The organism is Flavobacterium sp. FlaQc-57, from assembly GCF_044007395.1.
GTDB lineage: Bacteria > Bacteroidota > Bacteroidia > Flavobacteriales > Flavobacteriaceae > Flavobacterium.
The window spans coordinates 1,360,436-1,373,513 of record NZ_JBIPDA010000001.1; the positions used below are offsets into that span (position 1 = coordinate 1,360,436).

The 13,078-nt window shown below is 35.2% G+C and carries 7 protein-coding genes; 6 read left to right on the plus strand and 1 reads right to left on the minus strand.

The genetic code is table 11. The features are described 5' to 3' along the window. Positions 1-44: 44 nt before the first annotated feature. The 6 genes from ACHRVZ_RS05825 to ACHRVZ_RS05850 all read left to right on the plus strand — a co-directional run bounded on the left by ACHRVZ_RS05825 (position 45) and on the right by ACHRVZ_RS05850 (position 10,992). Positions 45-533 carry a DUF305 domain-containing protein gene (locus ACHRVZ_RS05825; protein ID WP_238567995.1) on the plus strand — a complete coding sequence of 163 codons (489 nt, stop codon included), beginning with the start codon at positions 45-47 and terminating at the stop codon, positions 531-533. A 27-nt stretch (positions 534-560) separates the two neighbouring features. Beyond that, complete coding sequence (locus ACHRVZ_RS05830; protein WP_035650012.1) at positions 561-3,071, plus strand: multicopper oxidase domain-containing protein; 2,511 nt, start codon at positions 561-563, stop codon at positions 3,069-3,071. 102 nt (positions 3,072-3,173) lie between these two features. After that, positions 3,174-3,305, plus strand: coding sequence for a hypothetical protein (locus ACHRVZ_RS05835; protein WP_395421249.1), 132 nt, complete (start codon positions 3,174-3,176; stop codon positions 3,303-3,305). Positions 3,306-5,219: 1,914 nt separating this feature from the next. Further along, on the plus strand, positions 5,220-6,311 hold the full coding sequence (locus ACHRVZ_RS05840) for an efflux RND transporter periplasmic adaptor subunit (RefSeq protein ID WP_395421251.1): 1,092 nt from the start codon (positions 5,220-5,222) through the stop codon (positions 6,309-6,311). 49 nt (positions 6,312-6,360) lie between these two features. Continuing rightward, complete coding sequence (locus ACHRVZ_RS05845; protein WP_395421252.1) at positions 6,361-9,474, plus strand: efflux RND transporter permease subunit; 3,114 nt, start codon at positions 6,361-6,363, stop codon at positions 9,472-9,474. Between the two features lie 9 nt (positions 9,475-9,483). Then, on the plus strand, positions 9,484-10,992 hold the full coding sequence (locus ACHRVZ_RS05850) for a TolC family protein (protein WP_395421253.1): 1,509 nt from the start codon (positions 9,484-9,486) through the stop codon (positions 10,990-10,992). Positions 10,993-11,085: 93 nt separating this feature from the next. Here ACHRVZ_RS05850 and ACHRVZ_RS05855 read toward each other — a convergent pair whose 3' ends face one another. After that, on the minus strand, positions 11,086-13,011 hold the full coding sequence (locus tag ACHRVZ_RS05855; protein WP_395421254.1) for a sialate O-acetylesterase: 1,926 nt from the start codon (positions 13,009-13,011) through the stop codon (positions 11,086-11,088). Positions 13,012-13,078 lie beyond the last annotated feature (67 nt).

Sequence of the window (13,078 nt, forward strand, 5' to 3'; positions counted from 1 at the left end):
GAAATAGATAAATCAAAATAACTTTTAAAGCTAAAAATATGAAAATGGAACACGCAACACAGCAGCATTCTAAAGAGGCAGACTCCAAAATGTACAAAAAATTAGCCCTTATGATCGTATTGTCATTTATTTCTATGTACATACTAATGTATTCGATGGTCGATATTTTTGCTAATGTCATTCCCAATGTAAACCAATTTTACATGGCAGGACTAATGACAATGCCAATGCTCGTAATTGAGATTATTGTAATGGGTAGTATGTATATGAATAAAAAATGGAACATAATGTTAATTATAACAGGCAGCCTTGCCGCAATCATTTTTTTTTCCTGCATCAGACAGCAAGCAGCTGTTGATGATAAACAATTCTTAAAATCAATGATACCACACCATGCGGCGGCAATTCTCATGGCTCAGGAGGCTTCTCTTCACGATCCAGAAATAAGTCAACTTGCCCAAGACATTATAAAAGCGCAACAGGCTGAAATTACACAGATGAAAGCCAAGTTGAAAGAGATGAAAAAAAAATAACAGAACACTATTCTTTAAAAAAGCAATATGAAAAATATACTGACAATACTCGTATCTATCATGCTTCCTGTCCTAATTCAGGCGCAGGATATGAAAACAATGGAAATGGATAAAAAGCCAGCGAAAGAAGAGTCAAATCCTACTACCTATACTTGTCCAATGCATCCTGATATTCATGAATCCAAACCGGGAAACTGCCCAAAGTGCGGTATGAAACTAGTTCCGGAAAAAACAAAAAAGCAAACAAAAATATCGCAGCATAAAGACATTCCCAAGAAACAAACTGACCACGGAAATACAGCAATACAGGACAACAATAATAGTACAATTGCTCAAAAAAAACCTGAAGAAAATAACGCACAGCCACGTGTGGTTCGATATGACCTGTATATCAGAGATACAATTGTAAATTTTACAGGAAAAACAAAAAGGGCTATAGCCGTGAATGGACAAATACCCATGCCTACCCTGACTTTTACAGAAGGAGATATCGCTGAAATCTATGTTCACAATGAGCTTGATGAAGATACTTCCCTGCATTGGCATGGCTTATTCTTACCTAATCAATATGATGGTGTGCCAAATCTAACTCAAATGCCAATTAAACCCCATACCACGCATCTATATACTTTTCCCATTATTCAGCATGGCACACATTGGTACCACAGCCATACGGAACTACAAGAACAGATAGGCATGTACGGCTCTTTTATAATGAATAAAAGAACAGATGATCCAACTTTCCGTAAAGGAATCGATGATCTGCCTTCTGTTCCCATAGTATTGAGTGAATGGACAGATATGAAACCTGAAAATGTACACCGACTGCTGCACAATGCATCGGACTGGTTTGCTATTAAAAAAGGGACCACACAAAGTTATGCTGAAGCTATAAAGCAAGGGTATTTTAAGGACAAAATAAAAAATGAATGGAAGCGAATGAATGCGATGGATGTCAGTGATGTTTATTACGACAAATTTTTAATCAACGGAAAAAATGAAAATCAGCTTTCTCAATTTAAAGCAGGTGATAAAGTCCGGCTACGGGTTTCCAATGGAGGTGCATCAACCTACTTTTGGCTTACCTATGCCGGTGGGAAAATTACGGTTGTGGCCAATGATGGAAATGACGTAGAACCAGTTGAGGTCGATCGATTAATTATTGCAGTTTCTGAAACCTATGACATAATTGTAACCGTTCCAGCTGACAAAACAGCTTATGAGTTTTTGGCAACACCGGAAGACCGCACAAAATCTACCTCCCTGTACATTGGCAGCGGGGCTAAGCAATTAGCGGCACCCCTGCCAAAGCTTAAATATTTCGAAGGAATGAAGATGATGAACGGTATGATGAAAATGAATGGAGATCTGGATGATATGGGCATGAGCATGAGCCTTAATAAAATGGATATGAATGTAGTGATGTATCCCGAAATCACGGGTGAAACCAAGCCTAAAACCAATACAAAGATGGATGGTATGAAAATGGATGCTGAGCAATACAATGCCAATGCGCTTTCAGATATTACAACTCTAAATTATGCAATGCTTAAATCGCCTACCAAAACAACACTTCCTGAAAACGCCCCAATTAAAGAACTAAAATTTGAACTTACCGGTAACATGAATCGATATGTCTGGAGTTTGGACAATAAGGTAGTTTCTGAATCTGATAAAATATTAATTAAAAAAGGCGAAAATGTACGCATCGTTTTACATAATAATTCAATGATGCGCCATCCAATGCACTTACATGGTCATGACTTCAGAGTCCTTAATGGCCAAGGAGAGTATGCACCGTTAAAAAATGTGATTGATATAATGCCGATGGAAACAGATACGCTGGAATTTAATGCCAACGTAGATGGGGACTGGTTTTTTCACTGCCATATTTTATACCATATGATGAGCGGAATGGGAAGGGTTTTTACCTACGAAAACCAACCTGCCAACCCTGAAATTCCAGACCCAAAATTAGCACAACGAAAACTCTTTGCAGACGACAGGAAATTTCATTTTATGGCAGAGAATGATTTTGCAACCAATGGAAATGATGGTGAAGCAATGTATCAAAGTACGCGCTGGAGTATTGGAACCGAATGGAGATTAGGATACAATGATATGCATGGTTATGAAACTGAAACACACATTGGTCGATATATTGGAAAAATGCAATGGTTAATGCCATTTATAGGATTTGACTGGAGATATCGAAAAATGGGAGAAGATGAACAGGAAAAAAATCTCTTTGGACAAAAAAATACTAAAGATAAACGTGCAGTAGTAAGTCTAGGGGTCAACTATACCCTTCCAATGTTAATAGTAGCACAGGCAGAGGTTTTCACAGATGGTAAAGTCAGATTACAGTTTGAACGTAAGGACATCCCAGTTTCTAAAAGACTTCGAATGAATTTAATGTGGAATACAGACAAGGAATATATGGCAGGGTTGCGCTATATAATTACCAGATGGGGTTCTCTATCCTCTCACTATGATAGCGATATGGGCTTTGGCGCAGGTTTTATTTTAAATTATTGAATTTTGTATGGCAAAACTTTGAATTTACCATTAGTTGATGTAATTTAACTGCAAGTTTTGATATTTCTATAATTTGAGAACACCGAAAATAAACAATTTGAAATGAAGGAAGTGGCAATTAGAAATTCAGAAAATGGATTAACTGAAATTGTTTCCAACGATTTAAAAACAGTAACAATAGTGATAAAAGGAGCTTATTCTTTATTAATGAAAATGAAAAATGTAGAAGAGTAAGGAAATAAAGTGGTGCCATTTAATCATTTCTTTAAACCTTCAATATTTCATTCAAAATCTTGAAAATTCAAAAAATCCGAATGATTTTTATAGTTGATTCGTTTAAGTTTATAGTTCTCCTGTATAAACTGTTTTAATAAGGTTGAATTTTATTTTGTGAACATTAGAAATCAAATGTTTTCTTTTCAAACCTGTGTCAAGTCGCTTAAAATTATGAAATCTTCTAGCAAAAGGTTCCAATTTTGTACCAAGAAGGTCACATCTTGGTACAAGTCAGAAAACATATGATTAGTTATAAAATAACACCATAACTCTAAGTACTTCATTACTTCTTGTGGTTCGATATTCTATTTGTCAAAAGTTAGCTTTTCAGGAAAAATCGAACCAATTATCTTTCTTTTTTTTGCCATTATACCTTCTTTATATAAGTTGTCAATTATAAGACATAGATAATCACTTTATATACTATTTAGTTTTAGTCCCTTTAAATCTTTAGTTAATCTGTTCTAATTTTGTATTAGGAGATTGATAATTAACTTGAACTATTTTATGTTTTCAAGAAACGATAAATGGGTTATGAAGTGCTTAAGTACTGCCTCATCTTCATCAAAAAATAGTTGGTACAACTAATTTTAAAAACTAGGTAAGCCTCATTAAGACTTCCAAATCTTTACAAAATGAGTATTGTAAATTACTCATTTAAAAAGATATTCCTATCTTTACATCGTAATGATTTATACGCTGAAAGTTAAGTGACCCTATAGGTGACCCTCTTTTAATTAATATTATAGTAGCCCTTGTATTTACTGGGATTGACATAAAAACAACGGAACCTCTTTCTCCGCTAAACTCAAAACCCCTAACAAATGTTAGGGGTTTTGTCGTTTTACATCTCAATGTTTATCTGTAAAACTTCCAAATAAAGAGGTTAGACATAAAAAACAATCCCAACAAGAATGGAGCGAGATTAAGCACCGTTCTGTATTAAGTTCAAAACGACCCTAATTTTGAATTAAAAGATACTACTGGAACATCTAGCTCCATGTCAAAATAGTTAAAGCAGAATGACGACATTCATTACTCAATATCTTTTTTACCAGAAATCAATATCACAAAGCAAGACATATTTAATAAATTAAAGAAAATATAAAATGCTCTGAACTAAATCAATCTTTAAATAAGAGTAATCAAAACATTTTTTTAAAGAAAATTTAAGATACAATAATTTCTCAATTACTATATTTGGCGCGTTATCACGATTATAAATCTTGTTTTTGGGATAACAAATATAATCCTGCCGTACTGTCAATGAAACCTACTAAGTTCGTATATATCATTTTACTATCGCTGCTTTCTTTTTTTAAGGGCACCGAAACGTATCAGCAACCTATACATTTTAGTAGTTGTATTACTCTTGACAGCGTTGCTGCTGATGACCTACTTATCCATTCTTCAGATTTTTCTTCTTCTAAAAATCTAGAGATTCATTACAAACTCAAAAAGAAAATAAAAGCCAGAGCGACTACTTTAGAACAAAGTACGATCAAAGCTCCCTATTTTAGCAACTTAGTAAATTTTAAGCTTTATAAAAAAAGCTTAATATATGGTATAGCTTCACTATATCAGGTTCAAAGGCACACTCACTTGCATTTGTACCAACTTTTCTAGATTACAGAATTTCGTTGTTTTTATTTTTTTCAGATAATCTCTGAGAAAATTTTCATGCACCTATACTACATGAATTAATCTTAAATATAAAAACATTTTCCAAAACGGTTCTTCATTCAAAATGAAGCATCCTAATACATTATCATTTTTCATTCTGATCGTAATCAGAAACAAATTCAAGATTCAAACTCCCAGTATTCAGTATTAGGGAGATGATCTATTTATTCAAAATTTTAAAACCTCATCATGAATATTTATAAAAATAAATTCCTGTTACTCGCTTTATCGTTGTTCGTTTTAGTCTCGTGTGGCGATAAATCCAAAAAGGATTCCAGCAACATAAAAACACTTCCTGTCTATAAAGTTACCTTAAAAGACACCATCGTTTCGAGCAAATTTGTTGCCGATGTACACGCTAAAAACAATGTAGAAATTCACGTTAGAATTCCGGGATTACTTGAAAAAGTGTATGTAAGCGAAGGACAGAAAGTAACAAAAGGACAAATCTTATTCAAAATAAGCGACGTCGAACTTCAAATACAACTTTTAAAAGCTGAAGCCGTTTACAAAAGTGCAAAAGCCGATTTAAGAATTGCAACTGTAGAATTGGAACAAGCTCAAACCCTTTTCAATAAAAAAGTAATTGCTGATAAAGAATTAGAATTATCTAAAGCGAAAAATGATGCCGCTGCTGCGAAATTGGCTCACGCTGCTGCAGAAAGAAAAGCAATTAATCAGCAAATTAGTTTTACCACAATTCGTGCACCATTTGACGGAACGGTGGACAGAATTCCATTTAAAGAAGGAAGTTTGGTCGAAAATGGTTCGCTTTTGACAACTGTTTCTCAACTAGACGACGTTTACGCTTATTTCTCTATTCCTGAGAATACTTATTTCCAAATGATGGAAGATAAAACTCTTAACGCACAAGGTGATATTAAACTCGTATTGCCAAACGGAATGGTTTACGACAAAAAGGGAGAACTAAGAACCGCTGATGGAGAAATTGACAGACAAACGGGGTCTATTCAATACAAAGCAAAATTTCACAATCCACAAGGTTTTATAAAACATGGAACTTCTGGAAAATTAATTATTTCAGAACCTAAAACCAATGCGATTTTAATTCCGCAGAAAGCTGTTTTTTCGATTCAGGACAAACAATATGTATTTGTGGTAAAAAAAGATGGAATAGTTAAAATGACCAATATTACAATTGGAAGCACTCTTGATGATGTCTATATCTTAAACGACGGTCTAAAAAGCAATGACCTAATTGTACAAGAAGGTACACAATCATTGAGAGACGGCGATAAAATCAACATCAAACAGATATAGATTTTAAACCTGCAAACAATTATTTAATTATTGATCTAAAAAAAATATAATGATAGAGTTATTTATCAAAAGAAAAATATTGTCATTAATCATCTCGGTTATGATAGTTCTTTTGGGATTACTGGCTTTGTTCCAGCTTCCCATAACCCAATTTCCCGATATTGTTCCGCCATCTGTAACCGTTACAGCCAAATATACAGGTGCGAACGCAGAGGTTTCCGCCAATGCCGTCGCGCTCCCTTTAGAACGTGCTATAAATGGTGTACCTGGAATGACCTATATGTCGACCGTAACATCAAACGATGGATTAACACTTATTCAGGTTTTCTTTGAAGTAGGAACCGATCCCGATTTAGCTGCTGTTAACGTACAAAATCGTGTTACAACAATACTTGACGAACTTCCCGAAGAGGTAATTCGGGCCGGTGTAACTACTGAAAAAGAAGTCAATAGTATGTTGATGTATCTTAACGTTACCAGTACGGATAAAATTCAGGACGAACAGTTTATTTTCAATTTTACTGATATTAATATTCTTCAGGAACTAAAACGTATTGACGGTGTAGGGCGTGCTGAAATTATGGGACAAAAAGAGTACTCGATGAGAGTATGGCTTGATCCGCAAAAGATGCTTTCGTACAACATTGCAGCAAACGAAGTGATTAGTTCGTTGCAAAAGCAAAACATTTCGGCCGCTCCGGGTAAAGTTGGTGAAGGATCCGGACAACTGGACAGCCAATTACAATATGTTATAAAGTATGGCGGGAAATTTTTTGAACCTAAACAATATGAAGAAATCCCAATTAGAGCAAATCCTGATGGAACGATTCTAAAATTAAAAGATATCTCAAAAATAGAATTGGGATCTATGAGCTACGGAATGGTTTCGAAAACAGACGGAAAACCATCGGCTTCGATTATGTTGAAACAACGTCCGGGCTCTAATGCTTCCGAAGTAATTGCCAGCGTAAAAGAAAAAATGGCAGAGCTAAAAGGAACATCTTTTCCTCCCGGGATGAATTACAATATCGCTTATGACGTTTCTCGTTTTCTGGATGCATCAATCGACGAGGTTTTAAAAACACTTATAGAGGCTTTTATTCTTGTCGCTTTTGTTGTTTTTATATTTCTTCAAGACTGGCGCTCTACTCTTATTCCAGTGTTGGCAGTACCTGTCGCGCTTATTGGCTCTTTTACTTTTATGTCTATGATGGGTTTCTCTATAAACCTGCTGACTCTTTTTGCCTTGGTATTATCGATCGGAATTGTCGTCGATAACGCCATTGTAGTCGTCGAAGCCGTGCACGTCAAAATTACTGAAGAACATATGGATCCTCTACCGGCAACTATAAGTGCCATGAAAGAAATCACTGGTGCCGTTATTGCGATTACCATTGTAATGGCTGCCGTGTTTATACCTGTAGCTTTCCTGAGCGGGCCTGTCGGGGTTTTCTACAGGCAGTTCTCACTAACGATGGCAATTAGTATTGTAATCTCAGGTATCAACGCGCTTACCCTTACTCCTGCTTTATGTGCTATTATGCTAAGACCGCACGATCCTAACAAAAAGAAGACTTCGTTATTAGATCGTTTCTTTGCCGGATTCAATAAATGGTTTGATAATATCACTTCAAAATATATCAGAGTACTTTCAAAATTTGCAGATCGAAGCTCTATAACTGTAGGTCTTTTGGTTCTATTTTGTATTCTTACGTGGGGAACGTCTCGATTTTTACCTTCAGGATTTATTCCATCGGAGGATCAGGGAATGGTATATGTTAGTGTTACAACGCCACAAGGTGCAACTGTAGAACGAACTGAAAAAGTGCTTGACGAAGTTACTCGCATTGCGAAACAAATTGAAGGTGTTGATAATGTTACTACACTTGCAGGTTATAGTATTGTAACTGAAATCGCCGGAGCTTCGTATGGAATGGGGATGATAAATCTGAAAGACTGGAGCGATCGGAATATATCTGTTAATGAATTCATTACACAATTAACTCAAAAAACAAAAGGCATTTCAGATGCTCAGATTGAGATTTTCGCACCGCCAACTGTTCCTGGATTTGGTAATACCAGCGGTTTTGAATTGCGTATTCTTGATAAATCTGGAGGTCCGATAAGTAATACGGATGAAGTTACTAAAAACTTTATAAAAGAATTAAATGCTTCACCTGAAATACAAAATTCATTCACTAGTTTTGATGCTACTTTCCCTCAGTATTTAATCCATATTGATTACGATATGGCAGCAAAAAAAGGAGTTTCTGTAGAGAATGCCATGTCTACGCTACAAACGATGTTGGGATCTTTTTATGCTACAAACTTTATTCGTTTTTCTCAAATGTATAAAGTAATGGTACAAGCAGGACCAGAGTTTAGAAAGAATCCTGAAAGCATCTTAGATATGTATCTTAAAAATGACGCTGGCGAAATGGTTCCGTTTTCAACATTTGTAAAATTAGAACGCGTATACGGTCCTGAAGTGCTAACACGTTATAATATGTACATGTCAGCAATGATTAACGGAGAACCTGCTGCAGGTTACAGCTCTGGTGAAGCCATCGCAGCTGTAGAGAAACTTGCGGCCGAAAAGCTTCCTAACAAGTTTGAACTTGAATGGTCTGGTATGACGCGTGAGGAAATTCTATCTGGAAATCAAACGATCTACATTTTTGCCCTATGCTTGCTGTTTGTTTACTTATTGCTTGCTGCTCAATATGAAAGTTTACTGCTTCCTTTTCCAGTACTTCTATCACTTCCTGTTGGTGTTTTTGGCTCTTATCTTGCGCTTCTTGCTGTGGGGTTAGACAATAATATTTATGCTCAGGTTGCTTTAGTCATGCTTATAGGACTGCTAGCCAAAAATGCCATTCTGATTGTAGAATTTGCCATGGCTCAAAACAAACTAGGACAAGATATTACCGAAGCAGCAATCGAAGGCGCAAGACTTCGTTTCAGGCCTATTTTAATGACTTCATTTGCTTTTATATCAGGACTTATTCCTTTGTGTATTGCCTCAGGAGCCGGTGCAATTGGTAACCGATCTATTGGTACCGCTGCTGCCGGAGGAATGTTGATAGGTACCATTTTTGGACTTATAATTATTCCCGGCCTTTATATCCTTTTTGCAAAACTTGAAAAAGCAATGAAAAAATAACTTTAAACAATGAAAAAATCACTCAATAAATCTCCTAAAATCGTAAATTCTTTATGGAATTTTATGAGAAACAACTCAAATTCTATTCTAATAATAGCTTTTGTTGTTGTATTATCAGCTTGTTCTGCCCCTAAGGTGGCAGAACAGCAAAAAGCAAAAACATTACCTGAGAATTTTGATGCTAAACGAAAAAAATCAGCAGAAAATCTTGACGCTTTTATTCCTTTAAAAACCGATACTTACTTTAAAGATCCTTTATTAGAGAAATTATTAGACAAAGCGATTGCTCAAAATCCGGACTATTTGATCATGCAGGAAAGAATAGCAATTGCCAATTCTCATCTAAAAGTGGCAAAACTTGCCTTGTTACCGTCTTTTGAAATTCAGACAGATGCTTCTGGAACACATTATGGTAAATATACCATGGAAGGTGTAGGGAATTTTGACACTAACTTGTCACAAAATATAAAAGACAAACAAAGAATTGCTACTGATGTAACTCCAAATTTATTTCTGGCTGGAAAGCTATCTTGGGAAGCTGATATATGGGGGAAATTAAGCAATCGAAAAAAGGCGGCTCGCGAACGTTTTTTTGCATCGCAAGAAGGAATGAGATTGTTGCAAACAAGACTGCTTAGTGATATTGCATCGCTTTATTACAAACTTATTGCACTTGATAATCAAGCTCTTATTTATAAAAAAAATCTAGTTACTCAGCAGCGTGCTCTTGATATTATTTCAGCACAAAGATCGGTGGGAAAAGCTACTGAATTGGCTGTACAGCAATTTAACGCTCAAAACAACAACATTCTTGCCGAAGCGAAACAATTAGATTTAAGCATTGATCAAACCGAAAAAGCATTATTGAATCTTTTAGGTGAATATGGCGGAAATGTTGAAAGAAGTTCAACATTTCTATCTGGACATCTTGAAGTTTTAAATCAGAAGATAAGTGTGGATTCTATCATTCATAAGAGACCTGATGTGTCTGAAGCTTATTATGAGTTAGCAGCTACAAATGCGGATGCGAAGGCTGCTCGTGCTGCTTTTTTTCCAACTTTGAATCTGGGTGCTTATGGCGGACTTAACTCTTTTTCGTTCTCTACATTTTTTAACAGTGAATCTCTCGCGTGGCAATTGCTTGGCGGTCTTTCAGCTCCGATTTTTAATAAAGGCTTAATTAAACAGGAATTTTTTATTGCGAACAAAAAGCAACAAATTTCTTTTCTTCAGTATCAAAATACGGTTACTACTGCTTATAATGAGCTAAGTGCGTTGTTACATCGAACTGAAGCTTTCCAAGATGTTTTAGCGTATAAATCGAAAGAAATTGAACATCTTGAAATAGCTGTGAATGTTTCGAATGATTTGTATTTGAGTGGATATGCCAATTATCTGGAGATAATTAGTGCTCAAAAAAACAAACTTCAGGCTGAATTAGATTTTGTTGACATTCAATTAAAAAATGCCGATTCACAAGTTTTACTTTACAAAGCTTTAGGAGGAGGAATAAATTAATATATAAAACTTTAAATTCTAAACTCCAATTAAAAAGGGGAAATCTCAAAACGATGAGATTTCCCCTTTTTTTATTTATTTATAAAACCTCAACTATTTTTTCTTGCTTAAATCCGATTCAAAAGGTGAAGCCGGTAAGTTTTCTTTGTTGTACAAATTAGCTTCTACAGGATTATCTGCCCAAGCATATCTCACTTTTGACGGATTGCTGATTGCGTCATTCCAAACTACAATTTTATCACCTTCGATTGTTGCATTTGCCCACACAAACTTTCCGTCATTATTGGCAATCGCAAAACCTTTTAAAGCGGCATTATCTTTCGCTAATAAACCTGATCCTATATCTGTAAAACTTAAAATTAGCTTATTCCCTTTTTGCTCCATTGATTTAAAAAGCGGTCCAGAAGCAACTAAATTTTTCTCGCCATATACTATTTTTCTTGCTTGCAAAGAGAGTCTTTTCCCTACATCATATTTATTTAATGGGTGAATATCGTTCCATTCTCCAAGATCGATTGTTACCGCCAATCCTGTGTTGGGTATCGCTAAAATGTTTAATTGCTGTTGTCTTAACGCCGCCCAACTACTTTCGACAGGTTCTGTTTTAGGATCCATAAAATTGGTAAGTTGCACTACCAAAAAAGGCAATTTAGGCTGTTGCCATTGTGTGCTCCAATTTGCAATTAAAGTTTCCATTAATGAAAAATATTCTGATGGCTTTTTCGTACTTGACTCTCCCTGATACCAAAGTACACCTTTTATTGAATAATTTTTTAAAGGCGCAATCATCGCATTATAAAGTCCAACGGGTTTCCATCGTACAAAAGTCTGTCCTGGCAAAGGCAGCATTTTTGCTCCTAATTCATATTTCCATAATCCTTTTAAATCTAATGTGTCTTTTCCTAAAACAAGTTCGTAAGGTTTGTCTAAAACAAAACCTCCTTTTCCGGAATTGTTGATTACTCGAACAGCAATTTCATTTTTACCTTCTTTTAAAATATTGGCATTAAAAGAATATATTCTTGGCGGATATTGATATGAAGTTGTACCCACAAATTGTCCGTTTACATAAACCGAATCTGCATCGACAATACGTCCTAAAATAAGTTTCGCTGTGTTTTCTTTAACTTTCGGAAGCAAAAATTCTTTTCTAAACCAAACTACTCCATTTATGTTTCCTAACTGATTATCTGCCCAATATCCCGGAACATTCATTGTTTTCCAATCGGTATCATTAAACTCCGGATTTGACCAATTGTTTTTTAATCCGAGATCCGAATTGTTGGCCAATTTGTACCAATCGTTACTTACTTTTTTATCTTTTTGGTCGATTTGAACTTCTAATTTTCCATCTTTATACTTCAAATATTCCTGATAATAATCCGGAAATTTCTTTACACTTTCCTCGCTAATCCAAGATTCTGCCGGAGAACCTCCTAAAGCCGAATTGATTAAACCTATCGGAATTTTATACTTTTCATAAATTTCTAAAGCGAAGAAATAAGCAACACCAGAAAATTGCAAAACGCTTACTGAATTTGCCGAAACCCATTCTCCCGAAATAAAATCTTCTTTTTCATTGGCAAAATAATATTGATCGGGTACTAAAAATTGTCTGATGTTTGGATTTTCTGCTTTAGCAATAACTTCTTTATATTTATCTTTTAAACGATCCATCGGGAGCTCCATATTCGATTGTCCTGAACAAACCCAAACGTCTCCAAAAAGAATATTTTTGAGTACAATTGTGTTGCTTCCTTTTAAAGTCAATTTATACGGACCTCCCGCTTTTTGAGAAGGAAGAACAATCGTCCATTTTCCTTCCGCGTTAGTTTCGGTCTTGTATGTTTTATGATTGAAATCGAGTTGAATTTTTTCTTTTGGAGAAGCCCAACCCCAAATTTTTACTTTAGTATCGCGTTGCAAAATCATTCCATCGCTTATTAAACGTGGGAGTTTTATTTGAGCATTTACGCTAATACTCAAAAGTAATGTAACTAATATTATTTTTTTTTTCATTTGATTTGATATATTTTTTTGCCCACTGGTTAAACAGATAAAACAGATTTACGCTGATTTTTATAAT

What these genes read in the sequence shown, in the direction of transcription:
- ACHRVZ_RS05825 (WP_238567995.1), top strand. Translation starts at nt 45, where the DNA reads ATGGAACACGCAACACAGCAGCATTCTAAAGAGGCAGACTCCAAAATG.
- ACHRVZ_RS05845 (WP_395421252.1), top strand. Translation starts at nt 6,361, where the DNA reads ATGATAGAGTTATTTATCAAAAGAAAAATATTGTCATTAATCATCTCG.
- ACHRVZ_RS05830 (WP_035650012.1), top strand. Translation starts at nt 561, where the DNA reads ATGAAAAATATACTGACAATACTCGTATCTATCATGCTTCCTGTCCTA.
- ACHRVZ_RS05850 (WP_395421253.1), top strand. Translation starts at nt 9,484, where the DNA reads ATGAAAAAATCACTCAATAAATCTCCTAAAATCGTAAATTCTTTATGG.
- ACHRVZ_RS05840 (WP_395421251.1), top strand. Translation starts at nt 5,220, where the DNA reads ATGAATATTTATAAAAATAAATTCCTGTTACTCGCTTTATCGTTGTTC.
- ACHRVZ_RS05855 (WP_395421254.1), bottom strand. Translation starts at nt 13,011, where the DNA reads ATGAAAAAAAAAATAATATTAGTTACATTACTTTTGAGTATTAGCGTA.
- ACHRVZ_RS05835 (WP_395421249.1), top strand. Translation starts at nt 3,174, where the DNA reads ATGAAGGAAGTGGCAATTAGAAATTCAGAAAATGGATTAACTGAAATT.